Origin of the sequence: Pseudomonas sp. JDS08PS003 (genome assembly GCF_045013505.1) — a bacterium.
GTDB classification, from domain to species: domain Bacteria; phylum Pseudomonadota; class Gammaproteobacteria; order Pseudomonadales; family Pseudomonadaceae; genus Aquipseudomonas; species Aquipseudomonas protegens_B.
Map to the genome: position 1 here is coordinate 5,031,765 of NZ_CP120724.1, position 19,335 is coordinate 5,051,099.

20 protein-coding genes and 1 pseudogene are annotated in these 19,335 nt (G+C 65.8%); 13 read left to right on the forward strand and 8 right to left on the reverse strand.

Going from position 1 to position 19,335, the window contains the following annotated elements; all coding sequences use genetic code 11:
• The first annotated feature begins 95 nt into the window (after nucleotides 1–95).
• Nucleotides 96–1,064: a siderophore-interacting protein gene (locus tag P7C00_RS22145; protein ID WP_404937378.1), complete on the forward strand. Its 969-nt coding sequence runs from the start codon at nucleotides 96–98 to the stop codon at nucleotides 1,062–1,064.
• A gap of 36 nt (nucleotides 1,065–1,100) precedes the next feature.
• On the opposite strand, the gene P7C00_RS22150 is transcribed toward P7C00_RS22145, so the two are convergent.
• Nucleotides 1,101–1,844 (reverse strand): alpha/beta fold hydrolase, encoded by a 744-nt coding sequence (locus P7C00_RS22150; protein WP_346636162.1) that lies wholly within the window; start codon nucleotides 1,842–1,844, stop codon nucleotides 1,101–1,103.
• 72 nt (nucleotides 1,845–1,916) lie between these two features.
• Complete coding sequence (locus tag P7C00_RS22155) at nucleotides 1,917–3,089, reverse strand: MFS transporter (RefSeq protein WP_346636163.1); 1,173 nt, start codon at nucleotides 3,087–3,089, stop codon at nucleotides 1,917–1,919.
• A 134-nt stretch (nucleotides 3,090–3,223) separates the two neighbouring features.
• Between P7C00_RS22155 and P7C00_RS22160 the strand changes: the two genes are divergently transcribed.
• The 9 genes from P7C00_RS22160 to P7C00_RS22200 all read left to right on the forward strand — a co-directional run bounded on the left by P7C00_RS22160 (nucleotide 3,224) and on the right by P7C00_RS22200 (nucleotide 12,058).
• Nucleotides 3,224–3,850 carry a TetR/AcrR family transcriptional regulator gene (locus P7C00_RS22160; protein ID WP_404937379.1) on the forward strand — a complete coding sequence of 209 codons (627 nt, stop codon included), beginning with the start codon at nucleotides 3,224–3,226 and terminating at the stop codon, nucleotides 3,848–3,850.
• Between the two features lie 7 nt (nucleotides 3,851–3,857).
• A complete protein-coding gene (locus P7C00_RS22165; RefSeq protein WP_346636165.1) occupies nucleotides 3,858–5,018 on the forward strand; it encodes a YiiX/YebB-like N1pC/P60 family cysteine hydrolase in 1,161 nt (386 codons plus the stop codon).
• A 65-nt stretch (nucleotides 5,019–5,083) separates the two neighbouring features.
• On the forward strand, nucleotides 5,084–5,452 hold the full coding sequence (locus P7C00_RS22170) for a VOC family protein (RefSeq protein WP_346636166.1): 369 nt from the start codon (nucleotides 5,084–5,086) through the stop codon (nucleotides 5,450–5,452).
• Nucleotides 5,453–5,509: 57 nt separating this feature from the next.
• The gene (locus P7C00_RS22175) at nucleotides 5,510–5,971 is read left to right on the forward strand and encodes a cysteine hydrolase family protein (RefSeq protein ID WP_346636167.1); all 462 of its coding nucleotides are present in this window, start codon (nucleotides 5,510–5,512) and stop codon (nucleotides 5,969–5,971) included.
• A gap of 209 nt (nucleotides 5,972–6,180) precedes the next feature.
• Entirely contained in the window at nucleotides 6,181–6,633 is a 453-nt protein-coding gene (locus P7C00_RS22180) for a hypothetical protein (RefSeq protein ID WP_404937380.1), read from the forward strand.
• 58 nt (nucleotides 6,634–6,691) lie between these two features.
• Complete coding sequence (locus tag P7C00_RS22185; protein ID WP_404937381.1) at nucleotides 6,692–7,597, forward strand: alpha/beta fold hydrolase; 906 nt, start codon at nucleotides 6,692–6,694, stop codon at nucleotides 7,595–7,597.
• Between the two features lie 76 nt (nucleotides 7,598–7,673).
• Nucleotides 7,674–8,147: a hypothetical protein gene (locus P7C00_RS22190; protein ID WP_404937382.1), complete on the forward strand. Its 474-nt coding sequence runs from the start codon at nucleotides 7,674–7,676 to the stop codon at nucleotides 8,145–8,147.
• Nucleotides 8,148–8,162: 15 nt separating this feature from the next.
• Nucleotides 8,163–9,605 (forward strand): TIGR01777 family oxidoreductase, encoded by a 1,443-nt coding sequence (locus tag P7C00_RS22195; RefSeq protein ID WP_404937383.1) that lies wholly within the window; start codon nucleotides 8,163–8,165, stop codon nucleotides 9,603–9,605.
• A gap of 14 nt (nucleotides 9,606–9,619) precedes the next feature.
• Entirely contained in the window at nucleotides 9,620–12,058 is a 2,439-nt protein-coding gene (locus P7C00_RS22200) for an alpha/beta hydrolase (RefSeq protein WP_404937384.1), read from the forward strand.
• A 17-nt stretch (nucleotides 12,059–12,075) separates the two neighbouring features.
• Here P7C00_RS22200 and P7C00_RS22205 read toward each other — a convergent pair whose 3' ends face one another.
• Nucleotides 12,076–13,059, reverse strand: coding sequence for a GlxA family transcriptional regulator (locus P7C00_RS22205; protein WP_404937385.1), 984 nt, complete (start codon nucleotides 13,057–13,059; stop codon nucleotides 12,076–12,078).
• A gap of 92 nt (nucleotides 13,060–13,151) precedes the next feature.
• On the opposite strand from P7C00_RS22205, the gene inhA reads away from it, so the two are divergent.
• Nucleotides 13,152–13,838 carry an isonitrile hydratase gene (gene inhA / locus P7C00_RS22210; protein ID WP_404937386.1) on the forward strand — a complete coding sequence of 229 codons (687 nt, stop codon included), beginning with the start codon at nucleotides 13,152–13,154 and terminating at the stop codon, nucleotides 13,836–13,838.
• 20 nt (nucleotides 13,839–13,858) lie between these two features.
• On the opposite strand, the gene P7C00_RS22215 is transcribed toward inhA, so the two are convergent.
• The gene (locus P7C00_RS22215; protein ID WP_404937387.1) at nucleotides 13,859–14,203 is read right to left on the reverse strand and encodes an antibiotic biosynthesis monooxygenase family protein; all 345 of its coding nucleotides are present in this window, start codon (nucleotides 14,201–14,203) and stop codon (nucleotides 13,859–13,861) included.
• Nucleotides 14,204–14,228: 25 nt separating this feature from the next.
• Nucleotides 14,229–14,861: a LysE family translocator gene (locus P7C00_RS22220; protein ID WP_404937388.1), complete on the reverse strand. Its 633-nt coding sequence runs from the start codon at nucleotides 14,859–14,861 to the stop codon at nucleotides 14,229–14,231.
• Between the two features lie 87 nt (nucleotides 14,862–14,948).
• Here P7C00_RS22220 and P7C00_RS22225 point away from each other — a divergent pair, with 87 nt between their 5' ends.
• Nucleotides 14,949–16,274 carry a PLP-dependent aminotransferase family protein gene (locus P7C00_RS22225; RefSeq protein WP_404937389.1) on the forward strand — a complete coding sequence of 442 codons (1,326 nt, stop codon included), beginning with the start codon at nucleotides 14,949–14,951 and terminating at the stop codon, nucleotides 16,272–16,274.
• Nucleotides 16,275–16,324: 50 nt separating this feature from the next.
• On the opposite strand, the gene P7C00_RS22230 is transcribed toward P7C00_RS22225, so the two are convergent.
• The 3 genes from P7C00_RS22230 to P7C00_RS22240 all read right to left on the reverse strand — a co-directional run bounded on the left by P7C00_RS22230 (nucleotide 16,325) and on the right by P7C00_RS22240 (nucleotide 18,282).
• The gene (locus P7C00_RS22230; protein WP_346636177.1) at nucleotides 16,325–16,642 is read right to left on the reverse strand and encodes a hypothetical protein; all 318 of its coding nucleotides are present in this window, start codon (nucleotides 16,640–16,642) and stop codon (nucleotides 16,325–16,327) included.
• A 277-nt stretch (nucleotides 16,643–16,919) separates the two neighbouring features.
• Complete coding sequence (locus P7C00_RS22235) at nucleotides 16,920–17,723, reverse strand: aminoglycoside phosphotransferase family protein (protein ID WP_346636178.1); 804 nt, start codon at nucleotides 17,721–17,723, stop codon at nucleotides 16,920–16,922.
• A gap of 100 nt (nucleotides 17,724–17,823) precedes the next feature.
• A complete protein-coding gene (locus P7C00_RS22240) occupies nucleotides 17,824–18,282 on the reverse strand; it encodes an SRPBCC family protein (RefSeq protein ID WP_346636179.1) in 459 nt (152 codons plus the stop codon).
• Nucleotides 18,283–18,475: 193 nt separating this feature from the next.
• Between P7C00_RS22240 and P7C00_RS22245 the strand changes: the two are divergent.
• Nucleotides 18,476–19,297 (forward strand): annotated as a pseudogene (locus P7C00_RS22245) (ADP-ribosylglycohydrolase family protein); the annotation flags it as partial.
• Nucleotides 19,298–19,335: the final 38 nt, after the last annotated feature.

Here is a 19,335-nt window from a genome sequence, read left to right on the forward strand (position 1 = left end):
CCCCTCAAGGCGACCCGACAGACGGCGCCGGCAGTAAATCACCTCGGCCATCCTTCGTTCCTTCCTTATCCTCCCCTTGCAGCAGGTACCTGCCCATGTCCTCCGCTCAATCGCTGACCGGCCTCCTCACCCAAGGCTTGCGCAAACTGACCGGCGTCGATCGGTCCAGGCCGAAGGGCTACCGGGTGATCAACGTCGAACTCAAGCAACGCATCGACCTCAGCCCCTCCCTGGTGCGCCTGGTGTTCGGCGGCGAGGACGTTGCCCAGGCCCGCACCCTGGCCCCGGACCAGCGCATCAAGCTGCTGTTTCCCGGGGCCGATGGCAGCGTTGCGCAGTTGCCGGTGCAAGGTGACTGGCAGGCCGCCCGGCGCCAGTTGCCGGCCGAGCAGCAACCACCGATGCGCACCTACACCATTCGCGCCCTGCGCATGCAGCCTGCAGAGATGGATGTGGATTTCGTGCTGCACGGGGTCAATGGGCCGGCCTCCACCTGGGCCACCCACGCCCAGCCCGGCGACCGCCTGCAGATGGTGGTGCCGAACAAGGCCTACAGCGGTGACCCCGGCGGTTATGAGTGGCTGCCGCCGGCGGGGATTCGCAAGGTGCTGTTGATGGGCGATGAAACCGCCCTGCCCGCCATCGCCGGGATTCTGGAGGAGTTGCAGGATTATCCGGACTACCCGGATGTGCAGGTATTCATCGAGGTGCCCTACGAAAGCGACTGCATCGACCTGCGCTGCAACCCGCAGACCCGGGTCAACTGGCTGCCGCGGGACGTGCTCAATGCCCAACACGGTGAAACCCTGATCCATGCCGCCCGGGAGCTGGCCGAGCTGCCGCCGGCCAATAGTGGCCGACGGCCGATCAAGGTCAGCGAACGCAATGAAGCACAACGGCTGTGGGACACCGCGGCGCCGGCGGACAACAGTTTCTATGCCTGGGTGGCCGGCGAGTCGGCGACGGTGATGAGCATCCGCCGCCACCTGATCAACGAGCGCGGCCAGGAACGCCGCAACCTGACCCTGATGGGTTACTGGCGCCTGGGGACGTCCCTGGGCTGACTGCACCTGCAACCGCCGGCGCAGTCAGCCCGGCGGCTACAGGGCCGCGGCGACTTCAGGCTGCAGATGACGCCGACGATGCACCTCAAGGTGCCCCTTGATCAGGCTCAGGACCTTGGCTTCCTGCTCGTGGATGAAGAAGTGCCCGCCCGCCAGCATGTCCACGGAGAAGCTGCCACAGGTTTCCTTGCTCCAGCCGATCAGTTGCTCGGTGGTGGCGCGATCGGTCTTGCCCCCCAGGACATGCACCGGGCAATTGAGCAACGGGCGCTGCAACGGGCGAAAACGGCCGCACAGCAGGAAATCGGCCCGCAGGATCGGCAAGGTCAGGCTCATCAGTTCCTGGTTGGCCAGCACCTCTTCGCTGGTGCCATTGAGGGTGCGCAACTGCTCGATCAGTTGCTGGTCAGTCTTGGCCTCGGCAAAACCCCGGTCGTACTCGCTGCGCAAGGTCGGTGCGGCCGTCCCGGAAGCGAACAGTGCCACCGGTTCCGGACATCCCAGGGCACGCAGGGCGTGGGCCAATTCGCAGGCTAGCAACGCCCCCAGGCTATGACCGAACAGGGCATAGGGTGCGCGCAACGTGCTCTGGACTTCCCGGGCAAGCTGCATCGCCAGCACACGCATGTCGGTGTGCAGGGGCTCGTTGTAACGGGCGCCGCGCCCGGGCAGTTCCACGGGCGCAAGGTGCAGCCACTGGGGCAGCTTGCGCCGCCAGCGGCTGTAGACCATGGCGCTGGCTCCGGAATACGGCAGGCACAGCAGGTTCAACTGGGTCACGGTTTATCCCTCAACAGATGATCTGTTAAGAACAACGCGGCACGGGGCGGACAAATTAGTCCGACGGTCGCTTCAGCGCAGGCGGCGATAACTCTGCAACGCCGCCCCCAGGACCACCGCGCCGCCGGCCAGGGCCAGCCAGAAGCCGCTGCGGGCGCCGAAATGGTCCACCAGCCCCCCGGAACCCGCAGCCCCCAGGGCCACGCCAATGCTCAGACCGGTGACCAGCCAGGTCAGGCCCTCGGTGAGTTTGGCCGGGGGCACGATGCGTTCCACCAGGGCCATGGCGACAATCAGGGTCGGGGAGAAAAACAGCCCGGCGACGAACACAGCCAGGGACAGGCCAAAGATGTTGCTCGCCCAGAGCAACGGCAAGGTGGCCAGGGCCGTGGCGATACCGCCGTACATGAACAGCCGGGGCAAGGGCGTGGCCAGTTTCAGCGCGCCGAAGGCGATGCCCGCCAGGCACGAGCCGATGGCGTACACCGAGAGCACGACGCTCGCCGCCGCCGGCTGCCCCTGTTGTTGGGCGAAGGCCACGCTGACCACATCCACCACGCCGACTATGGTGCCCATAGCCACCATCAACAGGATCAACAGGCGGATTTCAGCGGAGCGAATGATCGAGCCGGCGTGCCCCTCTTCGTGGGGATGCACCGGCGGCTCGGTGCTTTTCTGCATGACGAACACACTGACCCCCAGGGCCAGCATCAACAGCGCGGCCAGGGGCCCGGCCTCGGGGAACAGCCCCACGCACAGGCCCACCGACACCGGGGGACCGATGATGAAGCAGACCTCATCGAGCACCGATTCCAGGGCGTAGGCGGTCTGCAACTGCGGCTGGCCACGGTACAGCTCGGTCCAACGGGCGCGGACCATGGCCGACATGCTGGGCATGCAACCGGCCAGGGCGGCGCAGATGAACAGGGTCCAGTGCGGGGCCTGCAAGCGCGTGCACAGCAGCAGCGCCAGCAAGGCGCCGCCTCCAAGGCCCGCGGCCAGGGGCAGCACCCGGCCCTGGCCGAAGCGATCGACCCAGCGTGACACCTGGGGCGCGCAAAAGGCCGTGGCCAAGGCGAAGGTGGCTGCCACCGAACCGGCCAGGGCATAACCGCCGTGGAGCTGCGCGAGCATGGTGATCAGGCCGATGCCGGTCATGGAGATCGGCATGCGCGCGATCATCCCGGCCAGGACGAACGCCCGGCTGCCGGGGGCATTGAACAGTTCGCGATAGGGGTTTGCCATTTACAACGACTCCTTGGGGGGCTGCAACTTGCCATAAAGTGGCCCGACAGTAGAAACACATACGCCTCGTATGTTAAAAATCATGAGAACATACGCCGCGTATGTCAACCCGTTCCGAGCCGGAGAACCGCCCCATGAGCAGCCGTCCACGTGCCGAAATGATCGAAGCCACCCGCGCCAAGCTGATTGCCAGCGCGCGCCAGGCCTTTGCCCGCCTGGGCTATGCCAAGACGTCCATGGACGACCTGACCGCCGAAGCCGGGCTGACCCGGGGCGCGCTGTATCACCACTTCGGCGACAAGCAGGGGTTGCTGGCGGCGGTAGTGGAGCAGATCGACGGGGAAATGGATCAACGCCTGGAGGCCATCTCCAGCGAGGTTGCCGATCCCTGGGAGGCTTTCTGCCAGCGTTGCCAGGCCTATCTGGAGATGGCGCTGGAGCCGGAAATCCAGCGTATTGTCCTGCAGGACGCACGGGCGGTACTGGGGGATGTCACCCAGGCCGGCGAGGATCAGTGCATCGACACCCTTGGCACGCTGCTGGGCCGGCTGATCCAGGAGCAGGTGATCGAACCGGCGTCGCCCCAGGCCCTGGCACGGTTGATCAACGGCAGCCTGGTGGAGGCCGCCTTGTGGATTGCCAATGCGCCGCAACCGGCACAGAAACTCGAAGAGAGTCGGGTGGGCCTGCAACTGATCCTGCGGGGCTTGCGCCGCGACAATCGCTCGCCGAGCGCTGACACCACGCCTGCCTCAGAGTGATAGAACCATGGACAGCTTGACCCGACGCCCTGCCCAACCAGCCTCCTGCTGTTTTCTCCTCGATGTCTCGAAACTGCAGGTGGGCGATATTCTGCTCAGCCGCAACGATGCACTGCAAAGTAGCCTGATCCGTTCCGCCACCGGCTCCGGATTCAGCCACGCGGCGCTGTTCGTTCACGACGGTGGCGTGCTGATCGAAGCCATCAAGACCGGGGTCAAGCTGAGTTCGATGCTGGGACGCGCCGCTCTCACCCGGGCCAGCATCAAGGTGCTCAGACTCAAGGAACAGATCATCCTGGACAAGGCTCAACTGGCCAGCGTCGCCAAGTCCCATGTTCACAAACGGTACTCGCTCAAAGGCGCGCTGCTGACCCAGATCGCCACTGCTCGCGCCCCAACCGCCGATGAAGACCGGCTCTTCTGCTCGCAGTTGATCGCCTCCGCTTTTGCCCAGTGCGGGGTCCCCCTGAGCGGGCAACCCGCGCACTTGATGACCCCGGGAGACCTCGAACGCAGCGATCTGCTGGTCGATGTCACCGACTCGGTGATCATCCACAGCCAAGTCGCCGACCTGCTGTCAGTGAGTTTTATCGAACAGCACCAGGAACAGGACCTGAGCGACTTCTTTCACCAACTGAACATGCACATCGCCACGCTCACCCAACAGGCCTGCCCCTTTATCAAGCCGCTGAAACTGCGCTCACTGACGGATATCTGCGTGGCCCTGAAAATGGGTGACATGCTGTTCGCCCCCCAGCAACTCGACGAACTGGCCCAGGCCTTCAGCGAAGCCGTTGGCGACCGCCTGGAACACTTTCACCTGCGCTTTTGCAGCGAGCATCAGGGCTCGTTCCAACAGCCGCAGTTGATGCGGCTGTTTATCGACGATCCGCGTACCACCCGAGAACAACTGCTGGCCCAGCTGGACTTTCTGCAACACGCCGTCCACGCACACCGCGCCAGCATTCGGGTCCGTCAGCAGCAGATTGAGGAGTCCCGGCAACTGGACCTGAAGCTGGCCGGCCATCGCTCATTTGCCATCGTCCGCAAGGTCGAGGACTTCTTTGTCCTGGCACTGGAAACGGAGCGGGCCCTGTTGCAGTCGGCCAGTTCCGGCGCCGAGCTGATTCGTCAGCATCTGGCCAGCAGCGAGGCGCCCAGCCACTGACATGGCCGGTGGATCGAGCGCATCCGCTGAACGCCCAAACACCTTTATCTGATGGAATGGATCCCATGCCCGACTCTCCGATCATCGCCGTAATGATCCACGCCGCCGACTGGCGCGCCGCGACCACCTGGTACGCCGAGGCCTTTCCCCGGGCTCGCCGGGTCGTGCATGAACCGGATGACTTTGGCCATTTGCAGCTCGATGGCCTGTCCCTGGAAATCGTCCCCAGCGACGCCAAGGTGAGCCAGGGCCCGGCGGGCACAGTGGTGTATTGGCAGGTCAGCGACCTGTCCGCCGAAGTGCAGCGTCTGGTGGCCCTGGGCGGGCACCTGTATCGCGGCCCCCTGGCCATCGAAGGCGGCGAATGGATCTGCCAGGTGCAAGACCCCTGGGGCAACTGCATCGGCCTGCGCCAGCCGGCGACGCTCGCCTGACGCGTTAACTGGCGGCACACTGACGAGCTTTTCACCCGAGCCCCAAGGAGAAACGGCATGCATCAGGTGCTGCTGATCATTGATGTGCAACCCTGTTTCAACCCTCCGCAATGGCTGGTGGAGGGCATCAACCCACTGCTGGGACAGATGCCCTCAGTGGCCACGGTGGAACGCCATGATGAAAGCCGCACGCCGTTCGCCCGGCAACTGGGTTGGCAACCGCCGGTGGACGACCAGAGCCTGGTGGCCGCCGACAAGGTCTTTATCAAGCACGGCTACGGGCCGACGACGGAACTCCTCGATTACCTGAAAAGCCTAAGTCCCCAGCGGGTGCTGGTGTGCGGCATCCAGACCGACACCTGCGTCCTGGCCGCGGGTTTTGCCCTGTTCGATGCCGGCCTGCAGCCGACCCTGCTCACCGACCTGACGGTGGGCTCATCCCTGGACCGCAGCGGCGGCCTGGGCATTGACCTCTGGCGGCATCACTTCAAGCACCTGATCCGCAGCGACGAACTGTAGGGGCCGGTTTGTGGGCGAAGGCGATCTCACCGGCCCTTTCGCTGGCAAGCCAGCTCCTACGCCAACCGCTCAGGCACTGCGCCACCCGTAGGAGCCGGCTTGCCGGTGAAGGCGGTGGCAGGCCATCGATACGCCGGGGGCCAGCCAGCGCTAAACTCCGCGCCTTCGATCCGCTCGCCTACACCACAACGCAAGGGACTCCCACCCCCATGAAAAAATTGGTCGCCCTGCTGGCCCTGCTGTTCAACAACGTCGCCTTGAGCGCCTCGTTCAGCGACTCACCCGAAGCGCTGGTACGGCAATTCATTGCCGACTATCAGCAGTGGAGCGACAGGGCCAGCGCCCGCCAAGCGGACAACGCGCCCCTGCAATCGATGGATCTGGCACAGCAGGAGTACGCCCAGTTGCTGACCAAGTTCTGTCTGCCGGGCTTTCAGGGCCAGCCCATTGCCTTCAGTTCTCCGGCCAGCCACGGTGCGCAGTACGAACAGATCCTTTCCAGCAGCCGAACAGCCGATCGTGCGCTGGTGAGAACCCGCTCGGTCAGTCCCGAGCTGGGCTTTGCTGCCGATTACCACTACCACCTGATCTTCAGCGGCCAGCGCTGGTACCTCAGCGAAGTGTTCTACGTCGACGAGGACGGCCAGTACGAGTCGCTGTAGATCGCCCGTAACGCGTTTTGAGCTAGGGTGTTCCAAGTCACCAAACCCCGGAGTCGCCATGCCCAGTTCAGCCGCCCTGCATCAGGTCACTACCCCCAGCCTGCACCTTGCCTATGAAGAACACGGCCCGGCCAGCGGCGAGCCGGTGATCCTGCTCCACGGCTTTCCCTACGACGTGCGAGCCTACGACGAGATCGCCCCGCCGCTGGCCGAGCGCGGCTATCGGGTCATCGTTCCCTACCTGCGGGGCTACGGCCCCACGCGCTTCGTCAGTCGGCAGATCATGCGCTCCGGGCAGCAGGCGGCGCTGGCCCGGGACCTACTGGAACTGATGGATGCACTGCAGTTGCCCCGGGCCACCCTCGCCGGCTACGACTGGGGCGGTCGTGCCGCCTGCATCGTCGCCGCCCTGTGGCCGCAGCGGGTCAAGGGCCTGATGAGCGCCGACGGCTACAACATCCAGGACATCCCCGGGGCCTGCGAACCCAGGGCGCCGGAGACCGAGCATCGGTTGTGGTACCAGTACTACTTCAACACCCAGCGCGGGGTGGACGGGCTGACGGCCAACCGTCGGGCCTTCTGCGAGCTGTTGTGGCGCCAGTGGTCGCCGACCTGGAACCAGGGACCGCAGTGCTATGGCCTGAGCGCGCCGTCCTTCGACAACCCGGACTTTGTCGAAGTGGTGATCCATTCCTACCGCCATCGCTTCGGCTACGTACCCGGCGACCCCAGCCTGGAAAGCATCGAGCAGGCGTTGCAGGCACAACCGCCCATCCAGGTGCCGACCATTGCACTCTGTGGCGCCGATGACGGGGTCGGTCCGGCCACCGAGCCGGACCCCGATATCGGCCTGTTCAGCGGGCCCTATCAGCGCAGGATCCTGCCCGGCGTCGGCCATAACCTGCCCCAGGAAGCCCCCCAAGCCACCCTCGACGCGCTGCTGGAGTTGCTCCAGAACGCCTGAGAAGAGCAGCAGGCCGCACGCCATGCCGGGGAAAAATCGGTACACTTCGCGCCTTTGATCCCCCACAGGACATGGAATGTTACCCGCCACGACTTCTCCCCGGCCCGGCCTGCGCCGGGTCCTGGTGCTTTGGCTCTACGCTGTCGGCGCCGGTCATCTGCTGGCCGGGCTGCTGCTGACCTGGGCCGGCCACAGCGGCCTGTTCAACGACTACCTGGCCAGTATCGAACAGGCTTTCTGGGGCGCCGCCGCACCGGCACCGGCCCGGGCTCAGCAGGTCTGGTGGCTGGGTCTGTTCGGCGCCACCCTGCAAAGCTATTCGTTGTACCTGCTGGGCCTGGTGCATCTGGGCAATCGCCTGCAGGCCCCGGCGGCCTGGGCCTGGCTGATGGCCGGGATTGTGCTGTGGGCACCTCAGGACATGTGGCTGTCGTGGCAGATGAACATGACCGCCCACCTGTGGATCGACAGCTTCGCCCTGCTGGTGCTGCTGCCACCGTTACTGTGGCTGCAGCGCCATGACCGCCATACCTCTCGTCTTCCCTCGTAAAAGGACTTCACCATCGTGGCTGATTTGCCAATCCTGCAGTGGGCCATCGCCCTGTTGCTCGCCCAAGGCGTGCTCGGCGCCCTGGACACGATCTACCATCACGAACTCACCGTGGCCCTGCCGCAACGCCACAGCGCCCGCAAGGAACTGAGCATCCATGCCTTGCGCTCGTGCTTCTACGGCGTGTTGTTCATGGGCATCGCCCACCTGGCGTTCCAGGGCATCTGGGCCCTGGTGATCGCCGTGCTGTTCGCCCTGGAAATCGGCTTGACCCTGTGGGACTTCGTAGTCGAGGACCGCAGCCGCAAGCTGCCGGCCATCGAACGCATCATGCACACCGTGCTGGCGATCAATGCCGGGGCCTTCTTCGCCCTGTACGGCCTGCAACTGCTGGAATGGTCGCGCCTGCCCAGCGCCTTGAGCCCCATCGACCTGGGTTGGCAAGGCTGGGCCCTGAGCCTGTTTGCCGTCGGCGTGACGGCTTCGGGCATTCGTGACGGCCTGGCGGCGTTGCGCCTGCAACGCCAGGGTCAGGCGGCCAACCCCTTTGCCGGCGGTACTGGCAAACGGGTGCTGGTCACCGGTGGCACCGGCTTTATCGGTGAAACCCTGGTCAACCAACTGCTGGATGCCGGGCACACCGTCAGTGTGCTAGCCCGTGATCCGCTGCGCGCCGCCTACCTGTTCGACGGCCGCGCCCGCTGCCTGCGCTCCCTGGGCAAGCTGGGCCACGGCGAGGCCTTTGACGTGATCATCAATCTGGCCGGTGCCCCGGTGGCCGGACCGCGCTGGTCGGCCAAGCGCCAGGCGCAACTGTTGGCCAGCCGGGTTGGCACCACCGAGGCCCTGCTCAACTGGCTGCAGCACGCCCAGCACAAGCCGGACCTGTGGATCCAGGCTTCGGCCATCGGTTTCTACGGGGTGCGCGACGCCAGCCAGAGCCTGGATGAAAACGCCGAGCGCGGTGAAGGTTTCATGGCCGACCTGTGCGCCCGCTGGGAGTCCTCGGCGGAACCGGCGACCCGCTTCGGCGTGCGCCAGGTGGTCCTGCGCCTAGGCATCGTGTTCGGTCCCGGCGGCGCCCTGAAACCCCTGCTGATGCCGTTCCATTTCGGCTTTGGCGGACGCATGGGCAATGGCCAGCAGATCATGAGCTGGGTGCACCGCGACGACGTCTTGCAAGTGATGGCCCGGGCCATCAACGACGCCTCTCTGTCCGGCACCTACAACATGGTGGCGCCGGAAGCCGTGAGCCAGGGCACCTTCGCCGCCACGGTCGGCAAGGTGCTCAAGCGCCCGGTGTGGCTGCATGTGCCGGCCGCGCCGGTGCGAGCCCTGGCCGGGGAAATGGCCGAGTTGTTCTTTGACGGCCAGAAAGTAGTGCCCGCGCGCCTGCTGCAGGCCGGCTACCGCTTCCGTTACCCGACCCTGGACGCCGCCCTGCGGGACCTGACCTGAGCTGAGGAATGCCCATGAGCAAGCCCCTGTTGTACCTGCTGGCGGGCAATGGCAGCGCCGCCGATTGGTGGGACGATGCCCTGCCGCACTTTCAGCGCTATCAGGTGCAGCCTCTGGAGCTACCGGGTTTTGGCGACAATCCGCTGCCTCCTTGCAATGACCTCGGTGAGTACGCCGAGGCCCTGCTGGGCATGACCGAGCCGGGCCAGGCGATTGTCGCGGTGGGGGTCAGCGCGTTGATCGTGCTGCACGCCTTGCAACGCCGCCCTGGGCATTTCTCGCGCAGTGTGCTGCTGTCTCCGGTGGGGGCCTTTCTCTGGCAACGACGCCTGCCGGCACTGATGTCGCCGCTGCCGGCGCGCCTGCTGATTCATGGTTTGCTCAGCCATAAACCAACCTTGTTCGCCGGCAAATTCTCGCGCCAGCCATGGACGCCGCAGCAGTACCTGCGCATGGGCTCGGGCTACGCCCGTTGCCGGGCTTTCGTGCCCTTGTGGGAACAGCTGCGAGCCGACACCGCACTGCCGCTGCTGGAGTGGATCAAGGACCCGGTGCAACTGGTCTGGGGCGACCAGGACCGGCTGCTGGGGATTGCCCAGGCCGCGGCCTGGTCGGCGATCCTGGCTCGGGCCGACCTGCGGATCAGCCTCAAGCCGGGCTGGGGCCATTACCCCTGGATCGATGCGCCGACGGCGTTCGTCGACTGGCTGGAATCCGCCGACCCGGGGTTTGTCGCCCACACCAAGGGCGGTCGCCTGCGTCTGGCGGAGCTGGCCGGCCAGCCGGTGCCCAGCGCCCTGTCCCTGGACAGCGCCGGCGACCCGCGCCTGCCGACCCTGCTCGCCAGCCAGCCGCAGGCCCTGTGGGCAGTGCGCTCCTCCAGCTACGGCGAGGATCAAGCCGACTCGGCCAATGCCGGGCTGAGCACCACTTACTTGCGGGTCCCCCGGGATCAGGTGGCGTCGCGCATTGGTGAGCTGCGGGACGCCGGCGTCGAGGAAGTGGTGGTGCAGCGCTTCATCCAGCCGACCCTGTCGGGGATCGCCTTCGTGCGTCATCTCTCGGTGGAACTGGAGTGGGTCGAAGGCCATCTGGAAAGCCTCGCCGACGGTCAGGTCAGCCCCCAGCGGGCGGTGCTCTCGCGTCTGGGCAGTGCTTGGGAAAGTGGCCACTTCGCCAGCACCCAGGGACTCGACGCCAGCGCCTTGTGGGACTTCCTGCAAGGGGTGCTGAAGACCTTCCACTATGTGCCCGGCGATGTGGAGTGGGCCTGGGACGGCCAGCAACTGTGGCTGCTGCAGTACCGCCCCATCAGCGACTACGGCTGGCGCCGGCACCTGACCGCGGCCAATATCGCCGAGATCCTGCCGCCGCAACCCAGCCGCTTCGTCGAGTACGGCCAACGCCGGGCAGCGGCGAGCATCCCGGCGATCATGGCCCGCTGGGACACCCGGGTCTTGCAGGACAACGAACCCTTCACCGCGGTGTTCGGCGGCGCCTCCTATATCAACAACGACCTGTTCCTGGCGCGCCTGGCCGATTGGGGCCTGCCCTCTTCCAGCTATGCCGGAGAAGTCGGTGGCGCCACCCCGGAGCTGCCCCTGCGCCCGTTGCGCCTGTTGCGTTCGCTGCCGCGTTTCCTGCGCATGCAGCACGTCGCCCGAGGCCATCTGCTGACCCTGGAACGCGGCCTGCGGCGCTTCGATGACGAGTTGGCGCAGTTGCACCAGGGCGCTGCCGATGGTCAGCAACTGGCGGACTGGTTCAGCCGTTTCTACGTGTTCGTGGTGCAGGGCAACCTGTGCATCGCCACCGCCCTGGCCAGCAGCGGCGGTGCCTGGTTGGGACGGCCACCCACCGCCTACGACAACCTGGACAACAGCCCCCACCGCCTGCCCTGGGAAACCGACCCCGGCACCCCGCGCCCGCCGTGCGCCGAACTGCCGTTGCAGGCATTCCCGCACTGGAGCCCGGCCATTGCCCTGGCCCATCGCCTGGGCTTGCCGGGTATGCGCGGCTATTACCTGCAAGTGCGCGAGTGGTACCGGGACAACCTGATGCGGATCTTTTTCCGCCTGCACCACGCCGTGCCCGAGGCCGATCGCGACTACTGGTTTGCCCCCCACGAACATCCGCGCAGCCGCGGCGGCAGCTTCTGGCAGGACGGCCGCGAAGGCAGCGAGCAGGCCGCAGGCTTCATGATCTATCCGGGACAGGTACAGGGCGTGCTTGGGGTCGATATCCTCCTGGAAGACACCCTCGATCCCGGGCGCCACGCCCACTACCAAGCGGCCCGGGCCGTGATTGCGCGCATGGGTGGACGCCTGTCCCACGGCTCCACGCTACTGCGGGAACTGCGCAAGCCGTCGGCGGTGCTGCCGCAAGTGGACCCGGCCTGGGTCGGACGCGAAGTGCTGTATGCCGACGGCCAGTTGAGCCTGGTCGAGGGCTGAACCGCCCCCCCCGGGGCTCAGGCCTGCTCGGTGGCGGCAAAGCGTTCGCGGTAGGCCTGGGGCGTCACCCCGAGGGCCCGCAGCACACTGCGGCGCAGGGTTTCTTCACTGCCAAAACCGCATTGTGCGGCAATGCGCTTGATCGGCAGGCCGGTGTCGGCCAGCAGGCGTCGGGCGGTTTCCACCCGGATCAGTTCGATGGCCCGGGCCGGAGTCTGGCCGGTGTCGGCGCGGTAGTGACGTACAAAGCTGCGTTCGCTCATGGCGACCTGCTGGGCCAGGATCGGCAGGGTCAGTTCGCGGCTGAGATTCTCGGCAATCCAGGCATGCAAGCCATCGAAACGCCCGCCGCTGTTTTGCAGCGACAGGGTCACGCTGAACTGCGACTGGCCTCCCGGGCGCTTGAGAAACACCACCAGTTGCCGGGCCACATCCAGCGCCGCCTCGCGCCCCAGGTCGGCCTCCACCAGGGCCAGGGCCAGGTCGATGCCGGCGGTGACCCCGGCCGAAGTCCACACCGGGCCATCGTTGATGAAGATCGGATTGGGCTCCACCCGCAGCTGCGGGTATTGCTCGGCCAGTTGATCGCAGCGGGTCCAGTGGGTCACCACCCGGCGCCCATCCAGCCAACCGCTGGCAGCCAGCACAAAGGCCCCGGTGCAGACCGAGGCCACCCGCCGCGAGGCGCTTGCACGCTGGGCGACCCAGGCCACCAGTTCCGGATCCCGGGCCGCCTCATAGACGCCCCAACCGCCGGCGATGATCAAGGTATCGCAGGCCACCTCCGGCGCCGGCAGGGCATCGGCCAGCAGCGCCAGCCCCGAGGAACTCAGGGTCGCCCCGCCCGGGTTGGCAATGACCCGGGGGTTGTAGGGCAAGGGCAAGCCCAGGCCACGGGCCCGGTCATTGGCCGAGGCGAACACCTGCAACGGGCCGGTGACATCCAGCAACTGGGCATTGGCAAAGGCCAGGACAAACACGTTTTTCGCGGAGCTGGGCATGATTGGCGTGAATCGAGGGCAGGTTGGCGTATGCGCCAAATCCTAGAACGCTAGAGTCAAGCCGTCCACCCCACCCACACAAGGAACAGGCCATGGCATTGCAGATAGGTTTTCTGTTGTTTCCCGAGGTTCAACAACTGGACCTGACCGGTCCCCACGACGTGCTGGCATCGCTGCCCGACGTACAGCTGCACCTGATCTGGAAGGAAGCCGGACCGGTGGTCGCCAGCTCCGGCCTGGTGCTGCAGGCCACCACGAACTTTGCCGACTGCCCGCCCCTGGATGTGCTCTGCATTCCCGGGGGCGCCGGTGTCGGGCCCTTGATGGAAGATCCCCAGACCCTGGCGTTCATCCGTCGGCAAGCAGCCCGGGCGCGCTATGTGACGTCGGTGTGCACCGGCTCCCTGGTACTCGGCGCCGCCGGACTGCTTCAGGGCAAACGCGCCACCACCCACTGGGCCTACCACGAACTGCTGGCGCCCCTGGGAGCGATCCCGGTGCGCGAGCGGGTGGTGCGTGACGGCAACCTGCTGACCGGCGGCGGCATCACCGCCGGCATCGACTTCGCGCTGACCCTGGCCACCGAACTGTTCGACGCTGCCACCGCGCAGCGGGTGCAACTGCAACTGGAGTACGCCCCGGCGCCGCCGTTCGAAGCCGGCAGCCCGGACACCGCCCCGGCCAGCGTGGTGCAAGAAGCCCGCAGCCGGGCAGCGGACTCCCTGCACAAGCGCCGGGAGATCACCCTGCGGGCGGCTGCCCGGCTGCAAGCCGGCTGACCCCCGCAACGCCCCGCCCCTCAGGCGCGGCGTACCTGTCCCTGACGATCATTGCTCAGCAACTGAGCAATGGCGCCGTCACCATAAGTGCGTTCGACTTTGGAAATCACCACCTGATAACCGGCGTACCAGCGCCGGTACTGGCGCTTGGCTTCCAGGTGCCTGGGGTGACGGGCGAAGGCCTGGATCGAAGCCTCATCCTCCCAGTAGTAACTGGCATTGATCAGTGTCCGGTCGGCGCTGGTCCAGGATTGGGCGCCGACGAAACCCGGCAGGCTGATGGCGATGTCGTCGATGATCGCGCTGAGGCGATGGAACTTCTCGTCCCGCTGGCCCGGCTTATAGATAAAGGCGGCGATGTACATGCTTGAACTCCGTTGAGGTGATAAGTCAGACCGGGCGGGCCAACAGTGCCAGATGCAAGGCCAGCGCCAGCAACACCGCCGCCAGCAGCCAGGATTGCAGCCGGGCAAAACGTGCAGGCGTACCGGAAAAGCTGCGTATCAGGAGCGCGCCGAAGATCCCCAGGCTGGTGTGAAATATTCCGCTGACCAGGGTCAGCAACAGTCCCAGGACAACCAGCTGCCAGGCGATGCTGCCCTGATCCGGCCTGACGAATTGCGGCAGGAACACCATGAAAAACAACAACGCCTTGGGGTTCAGCAGGCTGTTGTACAGGGCCCGGACAAACACCGTGGACAGCGGCACCCGGACAGTATCGACGAGGTTCAAGGCGCCGTTACCCGCCAGGGCTTTCCAGGCCAGCCACAGCAAGTAGGCAACCCCGGCATAGCGGAGCAGATCGAACGCCGGCGGCCAGTTGGCCACCACGGCGGTGACGCCCGTGGCCGTGAGCAGGGTCAGGCCAATATCCGCCGCGCCAATCCCCAGCCCCGACGCCACCCCACCGCGCCAGCCATAGGCCACGCCGTGGCTGATGACAAAGGCCATGTTGGGTCCCGGCGACAGCAGCAACAGCAGCACGGCGCCGAGGAAGATCGACAGGGTGGAAAGGTCCGGCATGTGAGCGCTCCTGCGCAAAAGCCGCTAGATTAGGACGCCTACCTGATACAAACAAAAAAGTGTTCTAGATACATAAGGTGGCCGAGCATGCGCCGTACCCGCTACAAAACCATCGTCGATCACTTCGCCCAGCGCATCCGCGCCGGCCAGCTGTGCCCAGGCACTCAGCTACCGACGGTGCGGGCGCTGATGGCCAGCGAGCAGGTGGCCCTGGCCACGGCGCTGCGGGTCTACCACGAGCTGGAAGCCATCGGCCTGGTGGTGGGCGAGCCCGGGCGCGGCACCTTTGTCCGCGACACCAGCCTGCCCCGGGGCATGGGCCTGGAACAGCACCCGGCCAGCGCCGCCTCGGTGGACCTGGCGTTCAACTACCCGTCCCTGCCCGGCCAGGCGGAAAGCCTGCGCGAGGGGCTGCGGGCGATTGCCGCCTCCGGCGACCTGGATGCCCTGCTGCATTCCGCGCCCCAGGGCGGCCGCCCCCATGAACGCCAGACCGCGGCGCGGCACCTGCGCAACCGTGAAATCCGTGTCGCCGCCGAGCAGGTGCTGATCGTCAACGGCGCCCAGCAGGGGCTGGCGGTGAGCCTGCTGGCGCTGCTCCAGCCCGGGGACATCCTGGCGGTAGACGCCCTGACCTACCCCGGCCTCAAGACCCTGGCCCAGGTCCATCGCCTGGACCTCGAAGCGTTGCCTCAGCACAACGGCCAGATGGACCTCGACGCCCTGCAGGCCCTGTGCCGCCGGCGCCCGGTGCGGGCGCTGTACTGCATGCCGACCCTGCACAACCCACTGGGCACGGTGATGCCCCTGGCCGAACGCCGGCGCCTAGCGCAACTGGCTCGCGAGCATGACCTGCTGTTGATCGAGGACGGCGCCTACGCCTTCCTCGCCGAACCGGCACCGCCGCCGCTGCAGACCCTGGCCCCGGAGCGCACGCTGTATATTTCCGGGCTGTCGAAAAGCGTCGCCTCGGGCTTGCGCCTGGGGTTTATCGTCGCGCCCCTGGAGATGATCCCGGCCCTGGAACGGGCGATCCGCGTGTCCACCTGGAGCACCCCGTCGCTGACCATGACCCTGGGCTGCCGCTGGATCGAATCGGGGCTGGTGGACAGCCTGGAAGAACAGAAGCGCAACGATGCCCGCAGCCGCCAGCAACTGGCCCGGAGGGTGCTCAAGGGCTGCGATTACCAGGCCTATGGCTCATCGTATTTTCTCTGGCTGAAACTGCCGGAAGGACGGAGGGCCGATGCCGTGGTGGCGGCCCTGAAACATCAGGGGGTAACGGTGACCTCGGCCGAGCCCTTCGCCACCACCGCCCATGTACCCCAGGCGTTGCGCCTGGCCCTGGGCTCCATCGGCCTGCCGCTGCTGGAGCAGGCTCTGGAAAAGGTCCGCAACGAAATCACCCGCTAAGCACACCTGTAGGAGCCGGCTTGCCGGCGAAGAGCGCCCGCTCACCGGCGTCAATGGCCGCAGGCATCATCCGTGGCGGGCGGCTCGCACGCCTCACGGCCATTCGGAGCACGCCAGCGCCGCCAGACCGACTTGATCTTCCGGCCGATCATCCACAGTGCACCAAGGATATTGGCCAGGACAAAGGCTCCCAGGAAAAATGCCAGCATCGTCAGCATGCCGGGGCAATCCGGCCCTTGGCACGACATTCCCCCCCAGCTCAAGGTGGGTAGCAGCGCCGCCCCCAGTACAACGATCTGCCGCAACCACGGCCATTTGCACAGAAGCCCGCGCTTAGCGTCGGGCTGAAAAAAACCTGCCACGTTCATGTTCCACTGCGTGAAGTATCAAAGCGGCCACCGCACCCAGGCAGCAGGCACGAAATGCCGGACGAAAAAAAACCCGCCGAAGCGGGTTTTTTCCAAGACCATTATGACTTCCTGTCTGCAGCATCCGTGCTAATGGTCGATCTTCCTTGATCCTGAGCGCTTCCTGCGCTGCAGTTGTGGGAAAGAAGATTAAACACAAAGCCCGGTGCGCAGAAGGCGCATTGAATTACAGCGCGTGTAGGAAATTCGCTATAGCTCACTTACGCAAACCCTTAGCTCAACACTCCAGTGCCCGAACGGCCAAAGCCGCGAGCTTGAGCTGGTGGCGGGCGCCGGCCTGGTGGTCATCCTGGAGAAACCAGGCGGCGGACAGGCCACTGAATGCCAGCACCCATTGCACCAGGCGTCGAGGATCGAGCTGCGCCGCCGCGGCGATCACCTGGACCTGCCGGGCAAAGCGCAGTGGATCGGTGGCGCTGGGCAAGTCCGGATTGCAGATCAGGTTGGCAAAGTCGAAGGTGCGCTCACCGTGCACGCGCTTTGGATCAATGACCCGCCAGCCGCGCTCGCCGAAGTCCAGCACATTGTCGTGGTGCACATCGCCGTGCAGCACCACGGGGTCCCGAGGCGCGGCCAGCAGGTGCTCGGCCATGGCCAGGCTATTGAGAAACAAGCCGCCCTGCTGTTGCGCCGCCTCGCGCAAATCCTTGAACCAATGATCCAGGGGCAGCAACGCCGGCAAGGGTTTCGCACGTGGCGCATGCAGGCGCGCCAGCGTGGCGCAGACGATATGGCTGACGGCATCGTGCTCGCCCGCCAGGGCCATGCGCATCAATGAACGCGGTCCCAGCGCACGCGCCATCAACAGCGCCTGATCCTCCTGGGCATAAACCTGCGCCGCGCCCTCCCCGGCCCACCAGGCCATCAGGCGGTTGCCGGCCTGCTCGTCTTCATCCAGAGCGATCTTCAGCATCGCCGGCGCGCCGTCTTCCAGACGCACCGGCAGCAAGCGGCTGCCCGGCGTGACGATGGCCTCGCCATCGGGCAACAGACGCCAGCGTTCGAGATAGGTTGCGAACAAAACAGCAGCTCCAAGCGGTAAGCGGTAAGCGGTAAGCGGTAAGCGGTAAGTTTCAAACGCCACGACTCGATCCGCAACGTGCCGCTTGCCGCCAATGGCTTCAGCGCAGTTGCAAGTGGTTTTCTATATTGCTCATCTGCTCGTCCCAGCCGCGACTGTTCATGCGAAAAGCCTTGAGCCGGCGCTCGCTGGGAATGCCGTCGAAGCCCGATTCGATAACCCGCAGCAAGGTGCCGCCGCCGTGCTGTTCCAGTTCGAACTGCACCAAGGTGGTGGGCTCCGCCGAGTAGTCATGCGCCGGGTCAACGGCGTAGGGATGCCAGCGAAAGGAAAACAGCTCCTCGGGCAGCATCTGTTCCACCTGCACATCCCAGGTCAGGTGTTCATAACCAGGGTAAGTGACGGCGCCCCGAGCGCGTTGGCCGGGCACGAAATGCTGGCCCTGCAGGGCCACGCCAAACCAGCGACCGAAGGTCTCGGCTTCGCTCAGCGCCGTCCACACCTGAGCCGGGCTGGCATGGAGCAGGATCTTGCGTTCGATACGATCTGAAGAGTTCATGGATCACCTCCAGTGATGAACACTAGCTCTGTAGGGAAATTACCTGATCTTCGTTCGGCGAGTTTTCGTACAGACCTTAGACCTCTGTGACTGCAGCGCAACCTTTATCTGGCCGAAGGCGCGACTGATCGTCCCCAACGAAAAATGCTAATGTCGCCGGCGCAACTGCACCTCTCTTTGCAAAGGATCTGCCATGCCCCCCTCCCTTATCGACCGCTACCGCGGCAGCCTGCTGGGCCTGGCCTGTGGCGACGCGGTCGGCACCAGCGTCGAATTCAAGCCCCGTGGCAGCTTCGCGCCAGTCACCGATCTGCTGGGCGGCGGCCCCTTCAACCTCAAGGCCGGACAGTGGACCGACGACACCTCCATGGCCCTGTGCCTGGGGGAAAGCCTGCTGCGCAAGGACGGCTTCGACCCGGCCGACCAGATGGGCCGCTACCTCAACTGGTGGCAATGGGGCTACTTGAGCGCCACCGGCGAATGCTTCGATATCGGCATGACCGTGCGCCAGGCCCTGAGCGATTTCCAGGAACATGGCCAACCCTTCGCCGGCGCAACCGACCCGCACACCGCCGGTAATGGTTCATTGATGCGCCTGGCGCCCGTGGTGCTGTTTCACTACCCCGACCTGGCCCGGGTCCGTGAATTTGCCGGTGCCAGTTCCCGCACCACCCACGGCGCCGCCGAAGCCGTCGAATGCTGCCAGTTGTTCGCCGGGCTGATCGCCAAGGCCCTGGGTGGCGCCAGCAAGATGGAACTGCAACAGCTCGATGATCAGGGTTTCAGCCAGCACAAGGTCACGGCATTGGCCCAGGGCGGCTACCTGGAGAAAACCCGCGAGCAGATTCGTGGCAACGGCTACTGCGTCGACTCCCTGGAGGCCGCGCTATGGTGCTTCCAGCACAGTGACAGCTACGCCGAAGCGGTGCTCGCCGCCACTAACCTGGGGGACGACGCCGACACCACTGCCGCCATCGTCGGTCAACTGGCTGGAGCCTTTTATGGCGTCCAGGGGATACCGCCGCACTGGCTGGCCCGGCTGCACATGGGCGA

Coding starts and splice junctions, on each gene's coding strand:
- P7C00_RS22145 (WP_404937378.1), top strand. CDS start 96: ATGTCCTCCGCTCAATCGCTGACCGGCCTCCTCACCCAAGGCTTGCGC.
- P7C00_RS22155 (WP_346636163.1), bottom strand. CDS start 3,089: ATGGCAAACCCCTATCGCGAACTGTTCAATGCCCCCGGCAGCCGGGCG.
- P7C00_RS22160 (WP_404937379.1), top strand. CDS start 3,224: ATGAGCAGCCGTCCACGTGCCGAAATGATCGAAGCCACCCGCGCCAAG.
- P7C00_RS22165 (WP_346636165.1), top strand. CDS start 3,858: ATGGACAGCTTGACCCGACGCCCTGCCCAACCAGCCTCCTGCTGTTTT.
- P7C00_RS22170 (WP_346636166.1), top strand. CDS start 5,084: ATGCCCGACTCTCCGATCATCGCCGTAATGATCCACGCCGCCGACTGG.
- P7C00_RS22175 (WP_346636167.1), top strand. CDS start 5,510: ATGCATCAGGTGCTGCTGATCATTGATGTGCAACCCTGTTTCAACCCT.
- P7C00_RS22180 (WP_404937380.1), top strand. CDS start 6,181: ATGAAAAAATTGGTCGCCCTGCTGGCCCTGCTGTTCAACAACGTCGCC.
- P7C00_RS22185 (WP_404937381.1), top strand. CDS start 6,692: ATGCCCAGTTCAGCCGCCCTGCATCAGGTCACTACCCCCAGCCTGCAC.
- P7C00_RS22190 (WP_404937382.1), top strand. CDS start 7,674: ATGTTACCCGCCACGACTTCTCCCCGGCCCGGCCTGCGCCGGGTCCTG.
- P7C00_RS22200 (WP_404937384.1), top strand. CDS start 9,620: ATGAGCAAGCCCCTGTTGTACCTGCTGGCGGGCAATGGCAGCGCCGCC.
- P7C00_RS22205 (WP_404937385.1), bottom strand. CDS start 13,059: ATGCCCAGCTCCGCGAAAAACGTGTTTGTCCTGGCCTTTGCCAATGCC.
- inhA (WP_404937386.1), top strand. CDS start 13,152: ATGGCATTGCAGATAGGTTTTCTGTTGTTTCCCGAGGTTCAACAACTG.
- P7C00_RS22215 (WP_404937387.1), bottom strand. CDS start 14,203: ATGTACATCGCCGCCTTTATCTATAAGCCGGGCCAGCGGGACGAGAAG.
- P7C00_RS22220 (WP_404937388.1), bottom strand. CDS start 14,861: ATGCCGGACCTTTCCACCCTGTCGATCTTCCTCGGCGCCGTGCTGCTG.
- P7C00_RS22225 (WP_404937389.1), top strand. CDS start 14,949: ATGCGCCGTACCCGCTACAAAACCATCGTCGATCACTTCGCCCAGCGC.
- P7C00_RS22230 (WP_346636177.1), bottom strand. CDS start 16,642: ATGAACGTGGCAGGTTTTTTTCAGCCCGACGCTAAGCGCGGGCTTCTG.
- P7C00_RS22240 (WP_346636179.1), bottom strand. CDS start 18,282: ATGAACTCTTCAGATCGTATCGAACGCAAGATCCTGCTCCATGCCAGC.